Source organism: Candidatus Nanopusillus massiliensis (genome assembly GCF_920984865.1).
The window spans coordinates 47,557-66,217 of the sequence record NZ_OV100765.1 but is presented as its reverse complement, the minus strand read 5'-3'; the positions used below and the strand labels follow the sequence as shown (position 1 = coordinate 66,217).

The window sequence follows — 18,661 nt, the reverse complement described above, 5'->3', positions numbered from 1 at the left end:
TTAATTTCATTAAAAGGATTATATTATATTAATAAAGATATTGTAAAGAATAAGTTAATTGAATATTCAAATTATTTTTTATTAGATGGAATATTGATGAATATAAAAAATGAAAATGTTGGAAATTCTGATGGAATAGGATTATATATTTTTAGATTATTTCAATTTAAAGATTTGTTTGAAAGAGATTTATTTAATAAATTAGTAAATAATATAATAGAGAAACTAAAACTATTTGAAGAAAATTATTTAGATGAAAAATTATTTTTATTTAAAGCATATCCAAATGAAACATGGATGGATACATTAAATAGAATTTATCCAATTGAAATACAATTTTTAATGGCAAATGCATATGACAATTTATATAATTATACAAAGAAAGATGAATATAAAGAAAAATTAGAAAAAATAAAGAATTCAATTAGAAAGAATTATTTATCAGATTATTCATTATATGATGATATAAAAAATAAAAAAATAAGATGCAATGTATTTTTATCCTATTATTTTTAGCCAAAGATTTTTTCAAAGATTATGAATGGGAAAATATATTTGATTATTCATTAATTCATTTATATCTAAAATGGGGAGGAATTAGTAGTTTACTATATTTGATAAAGAATTTATTCCATATAGTAATGAGGATAATTATTTTAAAAATGAGGGAAAATCAATGCATAATGGAGATTCATGGATTTTTATAAATAATATTGCTGCTATAGACTTATACAATTTAAATAAGGAAAAATATGAAAATATAATAAATAGTATTATAAAAGCTGATGAAAGATTGATAAAAATGATAGGAACATTACCAGAAAGATCCAATGCATACGAATTAAAACCAGTAGGGGCCTTACATCAATTATGGTCAATATCAACTTATATGGAATTATTAAATAATATAAAATAAGATGTGGTGGAAAGAATATGGCTTTTCTAAAAATCCTTTAGATATAAGACCAAATGAAAATTTAGTTGGAGTAGATGATATAATAAAAAAAGTAAAAGATTCAATAATAAATGGAGAAATATTTTTATTATATGGACCAATTGGATCTGGAAAAACTTCTTTAGCATTTAAAATTAAAAAAGATCTATCAGATGATTATAATGTAATATATATAAATGGAGAATATGAAAAAGATAAAGATATAGATGAAATAATTGAAGAAAATAAATATATTAAGTTCTTATTTCTTTAAATTTGAAAATAAATTACCTATAGTATTGATATTAGATGAATATTATAATTTTCCAGAAGATGTATCTAAAAAACTAAAATATTTATATGATAATAAGATTGTTCATTCAATAATGCTAATTCATCCATCTCCACAAGTAATGAATGCTACTTTATCTTTCTTAAATAGATTATATAGAAAGATTGAAATGAAATTCCCTCCAGAAGATGAAATATTAAAATTGATAAATAAAAAATTAAAGGGAAAAATAAATATAGATGAAAAAATATTGAGAAATTTAATAAGAAAGAATAATAATAATGTTACAAATATTTATTGAATTAAATAATTTATTAGAAGAGGTGGATAGATAATATAAATAAAGATTTGGAAGAAATAAAAAATTTAGAAGGTGATATAAAATTATCTAATACACAAAAACGAATTTTAGAGATATTATATAAAAATAAAATGTCCTCAAGAGAAATATCAAAAATATTAAATCTTCCAAGGAATAATATATCAAAATATTTGAATAAAATGCATAAACAAGGTATATTATTAAGAGAAGTAAATAACAATGAATATATTTATAGTATAAACCCACAATATATAAATATTATATCAAAAAAGATTGGAAAATAGCCACCGTAGCTCAGCGGTAGAGCACTACCTTGACATGGTAGGGGTCACAGGTTCGAACCCGGCGGTGGCACCAGTTTTTCATTTAATTTTTCATTAGAGAATGATTATATTTTCTTTTATTATAGTTGAACTATAATTAGATTATTGTTTTATATTTTATAAACGGCTAAGGATTATTAGAAAAGATCATAAAGTATAAAAATATATATGTATTCATCAAACTATGAAGACTGATGATAATTATAAATACAGAAAATATGGATATTGTTATAAAAAGAAAATAAAAGTAGGTCTAGAAAACTTATTATTAGTAAAATTATTGCTAGTATCATAATAAATTTGTTAATATTAATAATACTCATAGTCATTTATTATCCTTCATATATAAAACAAACCACAATAAATTCAACATGGGTTTTCCAATTCTTTAGCATTGTAAATCAGTACAGACAATCAAATGTGCTCCGCCATTACAACATTGTCCTTGGCTAGACAACTTTGCCTACATTAGGTTGATACAATGATCCAGAACCCTACAATAAGCTAACTACGGTTTTGATCANGACTTCAACGAATACCTAAGTCAATACCAAAGCTTTCTCATTATTGGCGAGGAAAGTCTGGACCCAAGTGGCTACACACCTAGTAAGTACGCACAGATCCTACAATCAGAGGCTTCAATCTATTGGGAAGGTTTAAAGATAGCAATTATACATACTATGGATATTATATTGGCTACGGACCAACTTATGCAATTACTGGTTCCTGTCCAGTAACTGAAATACCAGGTCCAAACATAAATATACCCCAGTACTTTCAGTCATATGGTTGCTCAGTAGAACTTGAAAACAATACTTGGTTAGTTATAGAACTAAGCATTTGGTGCAGTGGGCCTACAACAATTACAGTTTCAACGATTAATGAAAGTCTTTCTCCTCAGTATTATATATACTTACCAATACAATATAACTTATCAACAAACAGTAAATATGTAGAAATAGTTGTAAATATTACCTCAACAAGCCCTGTTGAATTATTTTTATTCACACCAGATCAATTTAATTACTTTGAAAGTCTATACCAACAGGAAGCATGGTCATTTACAAGCCCTGCATATTACTATGGTGGCGAATCAACAATATTTAACACAGAGATTACATTAAATACAACCCAACTAGCTAATAGTGGTTACTATTTAGTCATTAGTAAAGTATTGCCAAATGCTCAGTACACATATGTTAATGGTAATGTAACGATAATATATATTCCAACAACACCTAACATGCTGGCTATTACCGCGTCATAGATTTGATTTTTATATATCCAGCTATCAGGTATAAACATGACAGTTAATATATGCAGACAATTGGAGTATATAACTTTAGTAATACTTAAAAATTTTATTTAGTAATATTTTTATGAAATCAGTTAAGATATATCTGATTGGTTTGATTATTTTGGCTATAGCAGCTTCAGTATTTGCAGTACTATGGTTGACAACTTATTTTAATTATGCAAACTATGAAACTAATATACGAAAATTTACAAATACAATATCAAACATTACAAAGTCAATACAATACACTTGAGTCTAACTATACAAATCTGGAGACAAACTATGGTAGCCTACAAAACCAATATCAGACACTACAAACACAATATAGCTCACTACAGAGCCAGTATAGTAAACTAAACAATACTTATTGGAACATACTCACATACTTGGGACAGTTTGATATTAGTGATGGTACATTACAACCAGACTACTTTGAATATTCATGGGTTGTTGTACCAAACGGCTTCTCAGGAACAATATACATAACCGTATCAGCATCAAGCCCTGTCGAAATCTATGTACTTAACTTACAAAATTTAATACAATTTGCTGAGGGTTACTCATATCAATATTACTTATATGATCAGGGCACTTATATAAATGATAATCTTCTGTTGGTCCAGGTCTCTATGTAGTAATTGCGTATAACCCAAGTAATATAACAGCAACTCTATTATCATTTACAGTAACAACATTATATACACCAACATCGTAATTATTCTAAAAGTTTGAGTCTAAATTTACAGAACTTAGAAATAATTCAAAGTATACTAACTACAGTAAAGATAAAACATAATTTAAACCCATTATAGTTGTATAGACTAATGATTATTGACCACAAGTTACAGTTCAAATCACTGATAGTATAAATTTATATTTAAAAAACAAAATAATATTAAAATGATAATAAACTTTGGAATACAAGAATATCTATTTCTTTTTATAATATCAGAAATAATTGTAGGATTGATATTGCCATTTATAATAATAAAAGAAGAAAAAGAAAAAATAATAGAATTAAAATTGTATTCTTTAGTAGGTTTTATATTATATGTATTATTTGGAATGACATTTATAGTTATATTAGCATCAATAGATTACTATTATAATTTTTCGCTATTTAATTACAATTTAGGTTATATTATTGGATTTTCATTATTTATAATTGGATTAGCATTACAAGGTATTGCTGAAGCAACCCTTGGAAGATATTATTTACCATCTATTGGAACTGTTGAAGATCAAAAAAAGATTAAAAATGGTATATACAAATATTTAGGATATCTGGATATTTCGGAGAAATAATAATATTCTTTGGACTTGGCTTTGTAACATATAGTCTATTAGGAATATTAGGAGCTTTTATTGTATCATTAATGATATATTTTGGAGAAGTAATTCCAGAAGAAAAATATATGTTAGAATAGTTTGGAAAGGAATATGAAGAATATATGAAAGAAACTTTTAGATTTATTCCTTATATATTTTAATTTTTCATATATTTTTATCTGGNACCGTAGTCCAGCCTGGAAGGATGTCGGTTTGGGGTACGGTTGTCCCGGGTTCAAATCCCGGCGGTCCCATTAGTATAAAATATATAATATTATCACTATTATTCCAATTATTCCTCCAATCAATAATCCAATATTTAAATAATTATACTGAATTTCTTTATTAAACTGTATAACAATATTTAGTGGTTNATTTACAACATAATTATATCCATTTTCATAATAAATTGTATTATAAAAGAATCCTGGATAAATATGTTTTGAAGGCAAAATATTTATTAAAGTTCCATCATTTAAAAAGATAGAAGTGTTTCCATAAGTATTTACAGAATTATTTATAGAAATATTTACTAAAAATTGTGTATTAATATTTACTAAATATTGATATATACAGTAATTGATTAAATTAATATTTTTTGGAGAATTTATATTTAAAGTTAATATTGTTTTGACTGCAATACAATCTTTCCTGATTATTTATATAATTAATTGAATTTATTAATATAGTTATATTACTATTTGCATTTATATAAAAACTATTATTTCCAGAATAAGTATTATTATTTATTGTATAATTGAATGGAAAAGATATATTTAGTTGATATTGCAAATAACAATAATTGGATAGATTTATACTTTCTGAATTATTTATATTTAATGTTATATTATTTGGACAATAATACTGATAATTTCTCAAATTATATGTTTGATTTAAGTAAATATTCAATATATTATTTGCATAAAGGGAATATATATTATTATAATATGTTTCATTTAAATAAATTTCCAGAAATTGCGAAATTTATTCCAATACTATCATTTATAGTAACCAAATAATATTCAATATAGCTTGTATAATATTATAATTATTATTTACAAGCAAACTTATATTAACATACTGTTGAGAATAATTAATATTATAATTTTCCCCATTTATTGTTAAATTATTTAATAAATATAATGTATTGTTTTGATAAATATATACCGGAATATTCATATTAAAAATTGTTCCAAATGGATATTGATAATTTATATATGAATTATTGTAAGAATAATAAACTGATATATTATAATTTAAAGTGTTTGTACTTCCCAAAAATTCTGGATAAAAATAATCTGTAAGTAAGTTTACAAATCCTTGAGATATTATATTTTCATAAATATTTGAAGAAGATTCTTGTGTATTAAAACCAAAATTGAATATTGATGGATCCGGAGTAAGATATTGATTATTATATAAATAATATAAACCTAAATATCCACTATTATTGTTTATATCTATACAGGTTCCGTATCCAGGTCCTCCGATAACAAATTCTAAATCTTCTATATTATTAGAACCTGTAAAATATGGAGAAATAATTATATTACCATTTGATGGAATTAATAATGTAACATTATCATACCAATATATATTTTGTCCATCAAAACTATATACAAATTGAATTTCTGGATAAGAATTGTTTTGAGTAACATTAATTATTAAGTATACATTTAATGGATTTTGCAGAACAACGTTTATTTGTTTCATATACATAAAAATATTCATTATCATAATTACTTATTATTCCATTACCTCTAATTAAATTTCCTAATAAATAAGAATTTAAAGAAGTAAAATTCCATAAATTATCAGCAAATTCATAATATCCAATATTCTTTATTAATAAAACATTTTGTAACCAATAATAATTGACCATTACTTAATTCTAAAATAGCATTTAATTGTATAGAACCAGAATTTTCACCTATAAAATTATTAGAACATAAAGGATCAACATATGAACTAAAATTATTTAAATAAACTTCTCCAATAACTTCATTTGTTGTAATATTGTATCCATAAATATTTCCATTACTAATATATATACCATAATCAGAAATTCCTATTGGGGAATAAATATTATTTTCACTTTGATTTGTTAAACTATATATAAGATTATAATATGCATTTTGATGTATTATTGTTGTAAATTACTATATAATAATTTCCTGAAGGTAAAAATATACTTTGTTCTATATAATTTGTATATTCTTGATAAATTGAACTAAAATTCCCACCATTTTGAAAACTTTGAAAATTTTGTTGATTCATTAAATAAAAATTTAAAGGAATTATTGAATTAAAATATATATTGAAATATTGATTTGATGAATTTATTGGGTAATAAAAATAATATGAAGAATATAAAATATAAAAATAACCATAAGACCCTTGTCCTAAATTATACAGATTTAATTGATTTACATTTATTGAATTTATTGGAATATTAAATAATGTTGGTGAATAATTTTGCGAATATATATTAAAAAATTAAATATTAAGATCAATAATGCAAATAATTTTAGTTTTTTCATATGATTTTATTATTATCTCATTTTTTATAAGATTTTATTTAAAATTTGACTTATGAGAACATTTATTTTTTATTCAAATACAATAAGAACCGACGGAAATTTTAAAAATATATATTATTCTGGAAGATTAGATATTGCAATTAATTCAATTATACATGCCTTTTTTGTATCAAATGGATTAAGAAAAAATATTAGATTTGATCTATATTTAAATGGAAAGCCAGTTCCTCCTAGATTAATAAGAATAGAATCTGATATAAATACTCCATGGTCAAAAAAGGATATATCTACCATTATTATCAATATCATTAAAAAAATATAATAAAAAGAATATTAAAAATCATTTCCAGGTATATATGTTGATAAAATTGATTTCTTCGATTTATTAAATGAATATAAAAATAATGGAAAGAATATATATTTATTAGATAAGGATGAAAAATTTATTGAAAATGTTAAAATTGAAAATCCAGTATTTATTATTGGAGATTTATTAGGAATACCAAAAGATATAAAGAAAAAAATAGAAAATGATGTAATAAAAATTTCTTTAGGGGATATTAATTATATTTCATCACAAGTTATTGTAATATTAAATATATTATTTAGATTAAATGAATTTTGAAAAGGATATATGATGATACTTCATATAAATTTGTTTATAGGGAATGATACTTGGTTTAGATCTATCTGCAAAGGAAAATAATAGAACTGGATATTTTTACTTTAACTAAAAAACCAACCTTTGGAATATTAAATAAAAATGAAGAAATATTAAGATTTAATAGTAAACGAAAAGTTCAAATATATATTTATTGATGCTCCTTTAAGCTATGAATATCCATATAGAATAGAAGAAAAATTATGATATAAATATGGATTTAAACCATTACCATTATCTTTAAAATCAATGAAATTACTATATGAAAGGGCTAATTTATTAAAAAGTAAAATAATAGAAATTAATAAGAATATAGAAGTATATGAAACATTTCCAAGAGCTGTAGAAAAAATATTAAAATTGAAATATCAATATTTTTCAAATGTATTTAAATATAAAGATATTTATGATGCATATTTATCCTATTTAGCCGGTTTATTCTTTAAATTGAATAAATATGAAAAATTTGGAAATTTAATACTACCAAAGATATAATATATATAGGACCCGTAGTTCAGCATGGACAGAATTCTCGGTTGCGGTCCGAGAGGTCCGGGGTTCGAATCCCCGCGGGTCCATATAAATTTTTGTTCCTATTTGATAATATATGCTAGAAGATTTATTACTTAATCCAAGAGTTTACAAAATAGAAAGAGAAGGCATAAGCTCATATAAAATATATGCACAGTCATTTCCTGATGACTCTAAATTTTATGATGAATCTAAATTTTATACTTTTAAAACAAAAAGGGGTATTATGAAAATATTAGAAATATATAAAAATAAAGAAGGAAAAGATATATATTATCCTGAAGTAATCATAATACCTACCCCACCATATGGAACATATAGTCATCCCATCCCGCTTGATGGTAACTTTTCTTTAGCTATAGGATATACAAGAGANNTACCACTCTATGTACNTTTAAATAACTTAATTATTACATCAGATATAACAATTTATGGAGAAAAAGATAAACTAAAAGAGATGAATGTTATAGGTTTCTGTGGAACTGATACTTTTAATAAAGATATAAAGCCAAGATCTTATATTATAAATCTAAAAAAAGCTAAATTAGATGATATAATTGCTTTTATTAAAAATAATTTCATAAATCCAAAAATTATAGAAAAAACCGGAATGAAAAGAATTGGTTGGTATATTATTATTAATGGAGAAAACGTTTGCAAAAAATCTAAAATAACCCCTAAAGAGATTAAAATACTCGATATATATATGTAAATATTTATAATGCGGCGGAGGGATTTGAACCCCTGGCGGATCTTATCCAATCGGACCTAAACCGACCCCCTTTGACCTCTCGGGCACCGCCGCTTATAAAAATTAATTTACTTTCTTTTTATAAAATTTATCAACTTTCTTTTCCCCTTCTTTTAAATTAATAATTCCATCTTTACACTTTAAATTAATATCATTTATTAAATCTTTATACTTTAAAATATATTTTATTCTATCTGAAACATATAAATTAGTTTCTACATATAATTTTCCATCCTTTATATTGTTTTTAATATATTCTTCCAATATTATATTTAATTTTTTATTATATTCATCCCTTTCTTTACTTATTTTCTCAATATAATTATTTAAATTATTTATGTCAATATTATACTTATTTTTTATATCCAAAATTTTTTCCTCATAATCTTCAAATTCTTCTATAACCCTATCACCAGCAACAAATCTAAACCTTATTAATCCATCTGCAATTTTTTCTACACTTTTTATTTTTACTAATCCAATTTCTAATGTATTATCTAAATGTGTTCCTAGACATGCTTCAACATCTGTATTTTCTATTTCAACAATTCTTAATTTTGTTTGTGGTATGAATCCTCCCTGATATATTGTAAATCCATATTTTTCTTCAGCCTCATTTCTTAATAAATAAAATTTATTTTTTTTCCTTCCTTCCAATATTATTTTATTTAATTCTCTTTCAATTAATTTTATTTCATTATATGAAGGTACCTTATAGTGAGTAACATCCAATTTTCCTTCATATTCGTTTTTTTCGGCTCCAGCCTGCGCATATATGATTTCCATATATTTTTCTTAAAACTTTATGTAAAATATGTGTTGCAGTATGATGCCTTGATATTCTATATCTTCTATCTTTATACAAGTAATTCTGTAAAACATTTGAATTTCTATGCCAATTAATGTTTTCTATCTATTTTGTGTAATATTATTTTTTCATAGTTCAATTACATCGATAACTTTTGCAAAATAATTTTCAAATCCTTCAATTTTATTACCATTTAAATAATACTTTTAATATTTCTTTTACATAATATGGGAAATCATACTTATTCAAAATTTCCTTTGAATAATTTTTTATTTCATCTAAATTAAACTATATCCAGTATCATTTACCTGACCACCTTTTGTTGGATAAAATACAGTTCTATCAAATTTAGAATGTTTATTTTCTATTCCTATTAATTTTCCAATTTCATAATATTTTTTCCATGATTCATAAAATGGTTTATCATGTTTCTGGATAATTTAATTTTAAATTTAATTTTTCTTCCTTTTTTACTTTTTTAGATTTTTCTTTATGTTCTTCAATTAATTTATTTAATTCTTCTCTATTTATTTTTATATTTGGATTTATATCTTCTATAATTTCTAAAGAAATTCCATATGATGTATATAATTCAAATATTTTCTTTGTATCAATATTTTTTAAATTATTTAAAATTTTTTGGGCATTTTTCTTTACTTCTACAATATTTCTCATATTCATATTTTAATATATCAACAATTTCATTTATATTTCCCTTTAATTTTTCTTCATACCAATCTTCAGAAATTTTTATTAATAATTTTCTCAAAAAATCTTCTATATCATTTATTTCAAAATATTTATCAATAAAATAAAACATCCTTCTTGCAATCAATCTTAAATTATAATTTCCACCAATATTTGAAGGTAATGCTCCAACAGATATTGCAATATTTGATGATCTAATATGATTTGAAATTGAATATATTGCCCTCATTATTTCAATATTATTCTTTGGATCAATTCCTTTTTCCTTTAAAAATTCTTCAAAAGATTTTATATCATTTTTTTCAAAATCAAATAATGAAGAATACATTGAAATTTTTGATAATAAATCTAAATCAATTTCATATTTTATATTAACTCAAAATGAATTTTATTGTTTTTGGAAATACATTATCATATGATGCACTTGTACCATTTGTGATCCCTGAAACCCTTTCTCGTCCCATTCCCATATCTAAAACTTTTAATTTATCCAATTCTATCCATTCATTATTAATAATTTTATATTGCATATATACCTNGTTTGCAACTTCTAAACCCCTTATAAAGAATTCAATTGATGTACCACCATTTCCTCCACCTTCCCATTTATCTTCATGACAATATAAATTCATTCATTGGAAAATTATTATCTTCAAACCAATAATATAGATCTAAGAAATATTGATTCATATCATATTCTTCAGGTCTTACAAATGCATGTTGTCCAATCATTACAAAACCAGTATAATGTCTTCGAGTCAATCCAACATTTCTTACATCATTGAATCTTAAACAAAATGCAGGAACAGTTAATTTTTTTGAAGGAGGCTCTGTATATCCTTCCACAATCCATGGCTGAAAATCTGCAATTGATGCATTTACAAAATCTATATCATCTCTCCCATCTTGCTACAACAGGATATCTATTTATTATTGCATTTCCCCTTTTATTTAAATATTTTGAAAAGCTTTCCCATACTTCTTTATATTCCAATTTTTTTCCAACAGGATTATTTATAAAACCATAATTTTCATGATCTCCACAATTTCTCTATTTTTATCAGAAGTCCAAAAATATCTCCCACCAATTTTAGATTTTTTTCTAAATAAACCCAGACTTTCTAAAGATCTTTTTGGATATAATTTTTCATAATTAGATTGCACTCCTTTTCTTTAATAATTCATATTTTTGCATTACTAATATTTCATCCATTGATAGCTCAGAACCATTCATAATTTTTTGTTGTATCTTTGAATATTCTTCAATTATTTTATTCTTTTCCTCATCTGATATTTCAATTGTTTGTTTTTGTAATCTCTTACTTATATATCTTTGTAAATCTTCATTTAATTTATCTTCAAGCTCTCTTATTCTATCTTTTATTTGTTTTATTTGTTCTTTAAGTTTATTATATTTATCCATTATCTGTGTTAATCTCTCCTTTATTTGTTTTATTTGTTCTTTTATAACCTTTCTTTCATCGATATTTTTTCTAATATTTTGACCTATTATTGATAATTTAGATTATAAGCATTATATTCTTCTTTTAATTTATCAATTTCTTGTAAAACAGAAGATATTTCTTCATATTTACCTAAAAGTTTTCTTAAATATTTTATTCTGTTCCAAATTTTCTTTTCTTGGGAATATGATAAAACTTCAGTCTGTAAAACATACTCTAATGTTTCCAACTCTTTTTTATATTTACCTATATCTTTTGCAATATCTTTATTCTTAAATATATCTTTTCTTGCTTGTTTTATCTCATCCAATTTTTTCTTTAATTCTTCTAACTTTTCTAATGTTTTTTTTCTTTCTTCCATTAAATTATCTAATACTTTACTATATTCTTCTTTCTTAACTTCTCAATTCTTTCAATTTTTCCAGTAATTCCTTTCTTTCCTTATATAATGCTTTCTTTCTAGAATATTAATTTTCCTTCTCCTCTCCCAACTTAATCAATTCCTTTTTTGCCAAGATAATGCCCCTATAAATCTTATCTGAATCAGTCACCTTAAAATAAAATTATATATAGAAATTTATAAATTTTAGAAACCAAACAACGATGATAAACCTTCTAATGCTTGCTCTTCTTTCTTTTCTTCTGCCTTATTTTCTTGTTTTTCTTCTTTCTTTTGCTCTGGGTTTGCTCTGTCAGTCAGGCTGTGCTGGAGCAAATGATAATGATTCTTCCTTTATTTTATCCAAATCAACTCCCTGTAACTTGCTAATACAGCATTTATCATTGCATGATTTGGTTCTATTCCTACTGATGTTAATACCTTCTTTATATTATCTGCATTTATTTCTTTTTTAGCTTCATGCAATAGCCAGACTGCATATATATATTCAAGACCCATTTATTATTGTTAAAAAAAATATATTTAAAAATAATACCTTCCTTACTTTATATCCTCAAATCTTTGAATTAGTTTATCTAATATGGGGTTTACTGTAGTTGTTAATAGATATTCATAGGATACCCTATGTGGTTCAAATGGACCATGTCTTCTTATGTAATCTGCAATTTCTAATGCTTTATTTCTTGTATAATCAATTGCTGGATCATCAAACATATCTTCTGGTCCATATAATTTATCTTTTTTTACTTGAAATCCCAATGCAATTACCCTTGGAGGACCATCAAATCTTGTTGCTCTCGCATTTTTTAAACTTACAGGTAATAAAGGACCCCAATATGATCCCCTCATCCATCCATTTACCATATATGGAAATGAAAATGCTTCTAATATTTCTCCAACAGCTGGAAATCCTTTTTGAGCTCTTACAATCATTACTGGATCATCTTTTCCAGCATATCTTCCAGCCTCTTCATATAATCTTTCTTTTGAAGAAACTGCCACAGGTTCATCCTTTGGATATTTATCAGATCTTGGATATACCCTTTTTATAGCAAATCTTTCAGATGTTCCAATTAGTAATAATAAATCATAAATTTCTTCTGGAGAATGCAGATATATTCTTTTATGATTATATAGATCCCATACTTCAGATCTAAATCCAGGTCTCATATCAGGATCAATTACCAAACCTGGTGTATTAAATGGATTTGCAAACATTTGGAATAAAGGATTATTAAATGCTCCAGATTCTGTTTTATCTGCAGCAAATACAATTATTGATTCTGAAGATCTTAATGTAAATTCCATTTCTGCAACTCCAGGTCCCATTCCAATTAATGAACCTGTAAATTCATTTTTTAATAAATCAACCCTGCACCATATAAATTCATTTCTTTTGCAATTTCAGCAATTTTTCTTAAATGTTTCAAATGCAATTTGATGTATTTCCCTATTATTTTCCCCTTTATTATGCAATATTATTAAATTTAAATCATCCCCAACATGAGATACAAAATAATCAAATATTTTTTCCCCCTTATATTTATCTAATATATCTGAAGCTGTTTCTTCAAATATTTCTGGAATTGTTGAATTTCCAACTAAACTTCTTAAATCAGCTTTTAGAACACTTATTGTTATTTTTTCTGATGATGTCATATAATAAATTTTGATTTCATTTTTTATAGTATTATTATACCACCTGGAGGTATAAAAATTTCAATAGTTAAATACCTTTCCTAAAAATATTTAATAATGGAAAGCCTACACCACCTTAGATAAAGTATATGATACATGCATCAGTATATATTGATGGAGTAGTTGAGAAAATCAGACTGTAATAGCACCAAATATTTGGGCAAACAGAGGGACTATTAGGATCAGAAATGGATTTAAGGAAATTTCAAAGATCTGGAAAAGTTGGAAGAATAGATGTAGATCTTAAGGTAGAAAATGATAAAACAATTGGAGAAATTAGGATACCAACAAGTTTAAATAGATCTGAAACTGCATTAATTGCAGCAACATTTGAGAACTGTAACAAGGATAGGACAACTAGATGCAACAATAAAAGTACAAAAAATAGAAGATATAAGAAAAACAAAAGTACAACAAATATTGGAAAGAGCTAGAGAATTATTAGGAAAATTAATAAATGAAGAATTACCAGATCCAAAAGAATTACTATTATATTTAGAATATTCGCATAATATGAAAACATTTAATTGAATATGGACCTGAAAAATTACCTGCAGGACCCGATAGTAGATAAATCTGAAGAAATAATATTAGTAGAAGGAAGAGCAGATGTATTAAATCATTTAAGATATGGAATTACAAATGTAATAGCATTGAATGGATTAAATGTTCCAAAAACAATAGTTGATTTATCAAAGAAAAAAATTTTAACAACATTCTTTGATGGAGATAGAGGTGGAGACTTATTAGTAAAAGAATGCATGCTAAGTGGTGTTGATATTGATTTTGTAGCAAAACCAGAACCTGGAAGAGAAGTTGAAGAATTATCTGGAAAAGAAATATTAAAGGCATTAAAGAATAAGATATCATTTGATCAAATTAGGGCATATTATGAAAAATTAGAAGGAAATATTGAGGACATAAAAAATATTAGGAGTGAAAAAAGAATAAAAGTTCAATATTACAAAAATTAAAACCATATATAGACTGATTTATTTAAAACTGATCAGGCTTTATTATTGGATGAAAACTTCAATATATTAAATAAAGTACCTGTAGATAAATTGGATGAAACAATATTGAAACATAATAATCTAGCTTGTATCGTAAAGGATGGAATATTAACAAGAGAACTATTAGAAGAAATAGAAAAAAGTACAAGTATAAAATATATATTATGTATAGATAGTATACAAAAGAGTAGCAATAAAGTAAAGATATTTACAATAAGCGATCTTGATAAAGTCTAGCTTTTTTCTATTTGATAATTTATTATTCCATTAACAGAATTATTTCCTACAGATGAATAATATAATGTTAAATATAAAATTCCACCAAGTTTTTCCCATTGAATAATTGTCAATCTTGTTTGTTCATCCAATTCAAAATTATATTGTAATGTAATATGATTACCTGGTTGTATTATATATATATTTTGTAAAAAATTTCCAGAAGTAATTATTGATGATGTTTAATTGAATTTCTTAATCCTAAATATGAAAAATATATTTCAACAGAATTATTGTTTGGATTATTTACATTAAAAGAAAAATAATCTCCACTTACAGTAAAGTTTGATATGTATAAATTATATATATTTTCAGGATTTACCATCTTATTTTCACTAAAATATGTTGAATATGAATAATATATTAGATAAATTACTGGTATAGAAAATGCTAGGAATAATATATTTAATATTATCTTTTCTTTATCCATAATATATGGATGAATTTAATAAATTAAAAATATATCATATGAGAAAACTTGAAGAAGCTAAGGAAAAATATTTAGCAGATCAACCAATATACCATATCTTAGATCTTATTAATTCATTAGATTTCTTTTTTACAACATCTTCATGTGCGGGCAGGATAATTTTATTAAAAATACCAAAAAGTGGAAAAAAATTCGATGCAGAATTTTTATTTAAATCACATTATTATGTAATTTTCTATTATATATGGAATAAATTGTTAGAAGTATATAAAAATTATGATGAAAAAATATACTTTAAATCAAGAACCATTTATTTTGCATGTATCTTCAAAAAATATAGAAAAAGCATATGAATTATTAAATATTGCAAGAAAATCTGGATTTAAACATTCTGGAATATTTTTAATAAACGATAAAAGAGTAATGGTTGAAATTGTTGGAAATGAAAAAATTGAAACAATTGTATCAAAAAATAGAAAATTATTAGTAAGCAAAGAATATTTTTATAATTTAGTAAAAGAAGCAAATGAAAAATTCAAGAATGTAAGAAAAAGGATAGATATATTTTATAAAAATACTTTTATCCTATTATATAACAATATAAATTATCGCAATAATCATTTATTGTTTCATTATTTATTTCTAAAAATTCATATAAATAGTAATTGTATGTAAATTGATTATTTATACTTGTTTCTGGAACAAAACAAATAGCATTAAAAAAATAAACTCCTGAATATCCGTGTGCTTTCACTGCATAGCATGTGTGTTCAATTATACATAAATTCGATAAATAGTCTTGTGCTGATGAACAATTAGAATAATATTTATATGGTCCAAATTGTAATGTTTCATTATATATAGAACAACTAACATTACTATAATTTATTTGAAGATGTACAGGTGTTGAAGAGCTGGATAATATCCGTCAGTATAATATGTATAATTTTCTAATATATTTTCAACAAAACTTTTATTAACTTCTACATTTTCTTCATTACTCATATTTACACTCGTTATGTTATACCAATGTTCATTGAATATATTCTCTTTATTTATATTATATGATTGATAATTTAACAATATATTTTTTATATTTGAATATAAGCATTCATTCATATATTCACTATATGTATCATTTTTAATACATTGATTATTTACGATCTGTCCAACAGATTCACATGGTATTACAATTGTTACATTTGTAATGCCTGGATATTCTGATGGTATAGGTTGAGATGTATAAAATCCAGAACATATAATAGGGATTATTAAACGACAAATCTAAGTATAAATTATCACCAACTGTTTCATTAGAATACGAATTTTGATATAAATATATATAATGTGATTGATTTGCTAAATTATAATATATGAATTGAAATGTTTGATTATATAAATAATCAATTAATTCATTATAATATAATAAAAATGGGTATACTGAATAATCTATTCGATTATTTAATTGAGGAAAAGATAAATTTCTTTCATATTTGCTTAATACAAAGAAAGAATATTGAGGATTTGATAATACAAAACTATTAATACAACTGTCATAATAAAAACCTATGTGGAAAATTTGCATATTTAAAATTTAAAATTCCAATTTCTTCGTTTAAATTTTTCTCTACTGTATTTGCAACACTATAAAAAATATTATTATTTTTATCACTAAAATTATCTAAAGGAATTATTGGAACACATAATGAATAATTTATATAATAATTATTTCCAATAGTATAAACAGGATAAATTATAGGATTACTTATATTGTATTTAAATAAAAAAGGAATTTCACAAGAGTAATAATAATAATATGGAATACTATTTTCAAATACATAAACCTGATTATAAACAGGGTAAAAAATATTTGTTAAAAGATTATTTATTAAATTATATCTAGATATCAAATGGAATATAAACAAATAATAAATATAAAAATCCCTGATATGCAATATAATCTTCACTTAAATATTTTAAAGATTGAGTTGAAAGTTCCATCTGAGAATTTAAATAATAGATACCAAAGAGAACTAAAATTATTACTCCTATTAATAATGCTAATGGTGCTAAAGATGTTTTCATATAAAATCAATGAATTTTAAAATTATTAACTTTAAGTTAATTGATTAGATGAACTATATATATTATAACTGTAATTTACATAAAAATTATATAATACTGTTGGCGGACAAACATAGAATGTATCGAAGTTACCATCTAAATAAACATTATAAGGTATATATTCTTTATTTGGGCATACTCCAATAACTGAATAATTATTTAAATAGAACGATAAAATTGTAGCTGAATTATTTAAATAATATAATTCATCATTTACCAACTCATTTATTATAAATTTATTCAATTCTGTATCATTATAAAACCCTGCATATATATCTATTACAGGAACTAGTTACCATCATCAAAGTAAATTAAAGAATCCAAAAAACCATTTGCAGATTTATATTAAATACCAACAGTATTTAAATCTGCAATATTATTTAGTGTTGGATTTCCATATGAAAATATACCAAAAATAAATATAAAGGATACTACTTATAATAATTAATATTGTATGATAAATGATAAAAAGAAACCAATTTGTATTTTCATTGTACTTTAATTAATTTGACAAGAAGANNTATTTATTTGGCCTCCGGCAATCGTATTACATGTTTCATTATATATTCCATTCATATAAAGATTGTCCTAATCCATATAAAGATACTATTACAGGTTCTGCACTATCAAATTCTGGTAAAGTAATATAATATGAAGCTATTGGTTGTATATATATTTCACTATAATAATCCCCATCTGCATAATCATAATATATTGCAGTATTATTTATAATTTGATAGTTTTCATATGCATTTTCTGTT

The 18,661-nt window shown here is 23.7% G+C and carries 32 protein-coding genes, 4 tRNA genes and 2 pseudogenes; 18 read left to right on the top strand and 20 right to left on the bottom strand.

Going from position 1 to position 18,661, the window contains the following annotated elements:
- The 10 genes from LUA84_RS00555 to LUA84_RS00510 all read left to right on the top strand — a co-directional run.
- Positions 1–516: glucosidase family protein (locus tag LUA84_RS00555; RefSeq protein WP_231433945.1), on the top strand; the 516-nt coding region annotated here is incomplete at its 5' end.
- 160 nt (positions 517–676) lie between these two features.
- Positions 677–916 (top strand): glucosidase family protein, encoded by a 240-nt coding sequence (locus LUA84_RS00550; protein WP_231433944.1) that lies wholly within the window; start codon positions 677–679, stop codon positions 914–916.
- Between the two features lies 1 nt (position 917).
- A complete protein-coding gene (locus LUA84_RS00545; protein ID WP_231433943.1) occupies positions 918–1,208 on the top strand; it encodes a RuvB-like domain-containing protein in 291 nt (96 codons plus the stop codon).
- The gene (locus LUA84_RS00540; protein WP_231433942.1) at positions 1,171–1,527 is read left to right on the top strand and encodes a hypothetical protein; all 357 of its coding nucleotides are present in this window, start codon (positions 1,171–1,173) and stop codon (positions 1,525–1,527) included. The genes LUA84_RS00545 and LUA84_RS00540 overlap by 38 nt, the downstream gene beginning before the upstream one ends.
- 47 nt (positions 1,528–1,574) lie before the next feature.
- Positions 1,575–1,832, top strand: a complete 258-nt coding sequence (locus LUA84_RS00535) for a winged helix-turn-helix domain-containing protein (RefSeq protein WP_231433941.1) — start codon at positions 1,575–1,577, stop codon at positions 1,830–1,832.
- A tRNA-Val gene (locus LUA84_RS00530) sits at positions 1,832–1,905 on the top strand. Before LUA84_RS00535 ends, LUA84_RS00530 begins: the two co-directional genes overlap by 1 nt.
- Before the next feature lie 612 nt (positions 1,906–2,517).
- The gene (locus LUA84_RS00525) at positions 2,518–3,138 is read left to right on the top strand and encodes a hypothetical protein (RefSeq protein WP_231433940.1); all 621 of its coding nucleotides are present in this window, start codon (positions 2,518–2,520) and stop codon (positions 3,136–3,138) included.
- 416 nt (positions 3,139–3,554) lie between these two features.
- Positions 3,555–3,803 carry a hypothetical protein gene (locus LUA84_RS00520; protein ID WP_231433939.1) on the top strand — a complete coding sequence of 83 codons (249 nt, stop codon included), beginning with the start codon at positions 3,555–3,557 and terminating at the stop codon, positions 3,801–3,803.
- Positions 3,804–4,068: 265 nt separating this feature from the next.
- A complete protein-coding gene (locus LUA84_RS00515) occupies positions 4,069–4,473 on the top strand; it encodes a hypothetical protein (protein ID WP_231433938.1) in 405 nt (134 codons plus the stop codon).
- Between the two features lie 205 nt (positions 4,474–4,678).
- Positions 4,679–4,751 (top strand) — tRNA-Pro (locus LUA84_RS00510).
- A gap of 334 nt (positions 4,752–5,085) precedes the next feature.
- Here LUA84_RS00510 and LUA84_RS00505 read toward each other — a convergent pair.
- From LUA84_RS00505 to LUA84_RS04955, 4 genes are all read right to left on the bottom strand, one after another.
- Entirely contained in the window at positions 5,086–5,406 is a 321-nt protein-coding gene (locus tag LUA84_RS00505; RefSeq protein ID WP_231433937.1) for a hypothetical protein, read from the bottom strand.
- A gap of 93 nt (positions 5,407–5,499) precedes the next feature.
- Positions 5,500–6,234, bottom strand: coding sequence for a thermopsin family protease (locus LUA84_RS00500; RefSeq protein WP_231433936.1), 735 nt, complete (start codon positions 6,232–6,234; stop codon positions 5,500–5,502).
- The gene (locus LUA84_RS04960; RefSeq protein WP_457913277.1) at positions 6,155–6,379 is read right to left on the bottom strand and encodes a thermopsin family protease; all 225 of its coding nucleotides are present in this window, start codon (positions 6,377–6,379) and stop codon (positions 6,155–6,157) included. Before LUA84_RS04960 ends, LUA84_RS00500 begins: the two co-directional genes overlap by 80 nt.
- A complete protein-coding gene (locus LUA84_RS04955; protein ID WP_457913315.1) occupies positions 6,321–6,581 on the bottom strand; it encodes a thermopsin family protease in 261 nt (86 codons plus the stop codon). Before LUA84_RS04955 ends, LUA84_RS04960 begins: the two co-directional genes overlap by 59 nt.
- A 508-nt stretch (positions 6,582–7,089) precedes the next feature.
- Here LUA84_RS04955 and trmY point away from each other — a divergent pair.
- From trmY to LUA84_RS00485, 3 genes and pseudogenes are all read left to right on the top strand, one after another.
- Positions 7,090–7,662 (top strand): annotated as a pseudogene (gene trmY / locus LUA84_RS00495) (tRNA (pseudouridine(54)-N(1))-methyltransferase TrmY).
- A 285-nt stretch (positions 7,663–7,947) separates the two neighbouring features.
- Complete coding sequence (locus tag LUA84_RS00490) at positions 7,948–8,193, top strand: hypothetical protein (protein WP_231433935.1); 246 nt, start codon at positions 7,948–7,950, stop codon at positions 8,191–8,193.
- Positions 8,194–8,201: 8 nt separating this feature from the next.
- A tRNA-Arg gene (locus LUA84_RS00485) sits at positions 8,202–8,276 on the top strand.
- Between the two features lie 675 nt (positions 8,277–8,951).
- On the opposite strand, the gene LUA84_RS00480 is transcribed toward LUA84_RS00485, so the two are convergent.
- The 10 genes and pseudogenes from LUA84_RS00480 to LUA84_RS00440 all read right to left on the bottom strand — a co-directional run bounded on the left by LUA84_RS00480 (position 8,952) and on the right by LUA84_RS00440 (position 14,018).
- Positions 8,952–9,034, bottom strand: a tRNA-Leu gene (locus LUA84_RS00480).
- Between the two features lie 9 nt (positions 9,035–9,043).
- A complete protein-coding gene (locus LUA84_RS00475; RefSeq protein WP_231433934.1) occupies positions 9,044–9,766 on the bottom strand; it encodes a hypothetical protein in 723 nt (240 codons plus the stop codon).
- A 445-nt stretch (positions 9,767–10,211) separates the two neighbouring features.
- Positions 10,212–10,463 carry an alanine--tRNA ligase-related protein gene (locus LUA84_RS00470; RefSeq protein WP_231433933.1) on the bottom strand — a complete coding sequence of 84 codons (252 nt, stop codon included), beginning with the start codon at positions 10,461–10,463 and terminating at the stop codon, positions 10,212–10,214.
- Positions 10,414–10,824 (bottom strand): alanine--tRNA ligase-related protein, encoded by a 411-nt coding sequence (locus LUA84_RS00465; RefSeq protein ID WP_231433932.1) that lies wholly within the window; start codon positions 10,822–10,824, stop codon positions 10,414–10,416. Before LUA84_RS00465 ends, LUA84_RS00470 begins: the two co-directional genes overlap by 50 nt.
- Positions 10,825–11,108: 284 nt before the next feature.
- Positions 11,109–11,342 (bottom strand): alanine--tRNA ligase-related protein, encoded by a 234-nt coding sequence (locus tag LUA84_RS00460; RefSeq protein ID WP_231433931.1) that lies wholly within the window; start codon positions 11,340–11,342, stop codon positions 11,109–11,111.
- 307 nt (positions 11,343–11,649) lie between these two features.
- Complete coding sequence (locus LUA84_RS00455) at positions 11,650–11,919, bottom strand: hypothetical protein (RefSeq protein ID WP_231433930.1); 270 nt, start codon at positions 11,917–11,919, stop codon at positions 11,650–11,652.
- 86 nt (positions 11,920–12,005) lie between these two features.
- A complete protein-coding gene (locus LUA84_RS00450; protein ID WP_231433929.1) occupies positions 12,006–12,320 on the bottom strand; it encodes a hypothetical protein in 315 nt (104 codons plus the stop codon).
- A 225-nt stretch (positions 12,321–12,545) separates the two neighbouring features.
- Positions 12,546–12,674 carry a hypothetical protein gene (locus LUA84_RS03970; RefSeq protein ID WP_256443463.1) on the bottom strand — a complete coding sequence of 43 codons (129 nt, stop codon included), beginning with the start codon at positions 12,672–12,674 and terminating at the stop codon, positions 12,546–12,548.
- Between the two features lie 18 nt (positions 12,675–12,692).
- Positions 12,693–12,857, bottom strand: a complete 165-nt coding sequence (locus LUA84_RS00445) for a 50S ribosomal protein L12 (RefSeq protein WP_231433928.1) — start codon at positions 12,855–12,857, stop codon at positions 12,693–12,695.
- 42 nt (positions 12,858–12,899) lie between these two features.
- Positions 12,900–14,018 (bottom strand): annotated as a pseudogene (locus tag LUA84_RS00440) (fructose 1,6-bisphosphatase).
- A 369-nt stretch (positions 14,019–14,387) separates the two neighbouring features.
- Between LUA84_RS00440 and LUA84_RS00435 the strand changes: the two are divergent.
- The 3 genes from LUA84_RS00435 to LUA84_RS00425 are packed head-to-tail and all read left to right on the top strand — an operon-like array spanning position 14,388 to position 15,307.
- A complete protein-coding gene (locus LUA84_RS00435; RefSeq protein ID WP_231433927.1) occupies positions 14,388–14,588 on the top strand; it encodes a hypothetical protein in 201 nt (66 codons plus the stop codon).
- 2 nt (positions 14,589–14,590) lie between these two features.
- Positions 14,591–15,031: a toprim domain-containing protein gene (locus LUA84_RS00430; protein ID WP_231433926.1), complete on the top strand. Its 441-nt coding sequence runs from the start codon at positions 14,591–14,593 to the stop codon at positions 15,029–15,031.
- Positions 15,032–15,076: 45 nt separating this feature from the next.
- On the top strand, positions 15,077–15,307 hold the full coding sequence (locus LUA84_RS00425) for a hypothetical protein (RefSeq protein WP_231433925.1): 231 nt from the start codon (positions 15,077–15,079) through the stop codon (positions 15,305–15,307).
- Here LUA84_RS00425 and LUA84_RS03965 read toward each other — a convergent pair.
- Positions 15,304–15,438, bottom strand: a complete 135-nt coding sequence (locus LUA84_RS03965; RefSeq protein WP_256443462.1) for a hypothetical protein — start codon at positions 15,436–15,438, stop codon at positions 15,304–15,306. The two genes, LUA84_RS00425 and LUA84_RS03965, sit on opposite strands and share 4 nt — an antisense overlap.
- Before the next feature lie 77 nt (positions 15,439–15,515).
- The gene (locus tag LUA84_RS00420; RefSeq protein ID WP_231433924.1) at positions 15,516–15,776 is read right to left on the bottom strand and encodes a hypothetical protein; all 261 of its coding nucleotides are present in this window, start codon (positions 15,774–15,776) and stop codon (positions 15,516–15,518) included.
- 5 nt (positions 15,777–15,781) lie between these two features.
- Between LUA84_RS00420 and LUA84_RS03960 the strand changes: the two genes are divergently transcribed.
- Both LUA84_RS03960 and LUA84_RS03955 read left to right on the top strand, forming a co-directional pair.
- Complete coding sequence (locus LUA84_RS03960) at positions 15,782–16,129, top strand: tRNA-wybutosine modification methyltransferase TYW3 (RefSeq protein ID WP_256443461.1); 348 nt, start codon at positions 15,782–15,784, stop codon at positions 16,127–16,129.
- Complete coding sequence (locus tag LUA84_RS03955) at positions 16,092–16,451, top strand: tRNA wybutosine-synthesizing 3 family protein (protein WP_256443460.1); 360 nt, start codon at positions 16,092–16,094, stop codon at positions 16,449–16,451. Before LUA84_RS03960 ends, LUA84_RS03955 begins: the two co-directional genes overlap by 38 nt.
- Positions 16,452–16,661: 210 nt before the next feature.
- Here the strand turns inward: LUA84_RS03955 and LUA84_RS00410 are convergent, their stop codons facing one another.
- From LUA84_RS00410 to LUA84_RS00395, 4 genes are all read right to left on the bottom strand, one after another.
- Positions 16,662–16,895 (bottom strand): hypothetical protein, encoded by a 234-nt coding sequence (locus tag LUA84_RS00410; RefSeq protein WP_231433923.1) that lies wholly within the window; start codon positions 16,893–16,895, stop codon positions 16,662–16,664.
- A gap of 434 nt (positions 16,896–17,329) precedes the next feature.
- Positions 17,330–17,686: a hypothetical protein gene (locus tag LUA84_RS00405; RefSeq protein WP_231433922.1), complete on the bottom strand. Its 357-nt coding sequence runs from the start codon at positions 17,684–17,686 to the stop codon at positions 17,330–17,332.
- Positions 17,676–17,861 (bottom strand): hypothetical protein, encoded by a 186-nt coding sequence (locus LUA84_RS00400; protein WP_231433921.1) that lies wholly within the window; start codon positions 17,859–17,861, stop codon positions 17,676–17,678. The genes LUA84_RS00405 and LUA84_RS00400 overlap by 11 nt, the downstream gene beginning before the upstream one ends.
- 31 nt (positions 17,862–17,892) lie before the next feature.
- Complete coding sequence (locus LUA84_RS00395; protein ID WP_231433920.1) at positions 17,893–18,144, bottom strand: hypothetical protein; 252 nt, start codon at positions 18,142–18,144, stop codon at positions 17,893–17,895.
- Positions 18,145–18,661: the final 517 nt, after the last annotated feature.

Bases quoted from the DNA above. Each gene is read 5' to 3' on its own strand.
- LUA84_RS00550 (WP_231433944.1), top strand. From the start codon at position 677: ATGCATAATGGAGATTCATGGATTTTTATAAATAATATTGCTGCTATA.
- LUA84_RS00420 (WP_231433924.1), bottom strand. From the start codon at position 15,776: ATGGATAAAGAAAAGATAATATTAAATATATTATTCCTAGCATTTTCT.
- LUA84_RS00515 (WP_231433938.1), top strand. From the start codon at position 4,069: ATGATAATAAACTTTGGAATACAAGAATATCTATTTCTTTTTATAATA.
- LUA84_RS00450 (WP_231433929.1), bottom strand. From the start codon at position 12,320: ATGGAAGAAAGAAAAAAAACATTAGAAAAGTTAGAAGAATTAAAGAAA.
- LUA84_RS00490 (WP_231433935.1), top strand. From the start codon at position 7,948: ATGAAATTACTATATGAAAGGGCTAATTTATTAAAAAGTAAAATAATA.
- LUA84_RS00400 (WP_231433921.1), bottom strand. From the start codon at position 17,861: ATGAAAACATCTTTAGCACCATTAGCATTATTAATAGGAGTAATAATT.
- LUA84_RS00445 (WP_231433928.1), bottom strand. From the start codon at position 12,857: ATGGGTCTTGAATATATATATGCAGTCTGGCTATTGCATGAAGCTAAA.
- LUA84_RS00470 (WP_231433933.1), bottom strand. From the start codon at position 10,463: ATGAGAAATATTGTAGAAGTAAAGAAAAATGCCCAAAAAATTTTAAAT.
- LUA84_RS00545 (WP_231433943.1), top strand. From the start codon at position 918: ATGTGGTGGAAAGAATATGGCTTTTCTAAAAATCCTTTAGATATAAGA.
- LUA84_RS00465 (WP_231433932.1), bottom strand. From the start codon at position 10,824: ATGTATTCTTCATTATTTGATTTTGAAAAAAATGATATAAAATCTTTT.
- LUA84_RS04960 (WP_457913277.1), bottom strand. From the start codon at position 6,379: ATGGTCAATTATTATTGGTTACAAAATGTTTTATTAATAAAGAATATT.
- LUA84_RS00500 (WP_231433936.1), bottom strand. From the start codon at position 6,234: ATGATAATGAATATTTTTATGTATATGAAACAAATAAACGTTGTTCTG.
- LUA84_RS03960 (WP_256443461.1), top strand. From the start codon at position 15,782: ATGGATGAATTTAATAAATTAAAAATATATCATATGAGAAAACTTGAA.
- LUA84_RS00430 (WP_231433926.1), top strand. From the start codon at position 14,591: ATGGACCTGAAAAATTACCTGCAGGACCCGATAGTAGATAAATCTGAA.
- LUA84_RS00475 (WP_231433934.1), bottom strand. From the start codon at position 9,766: ATGGAAATCATATATGCGCAGGCTGGAGCCGAAAAAAACGAATATGAA.
- LUA84_RS00455 (WP_231433930.1), bottom strand. From the start codon at position 11,919: ATGGATAAATATAATAAACTTAAAGAACAAATAAAACAAATAAAAGAT.
- LUA84_RS00410 (WP_231433923.1), bottom strand. From the start codon at position 16,895: ATGAATGAATGCTTATATTCAAATATAAAAAATATATTGTTAAATTAT.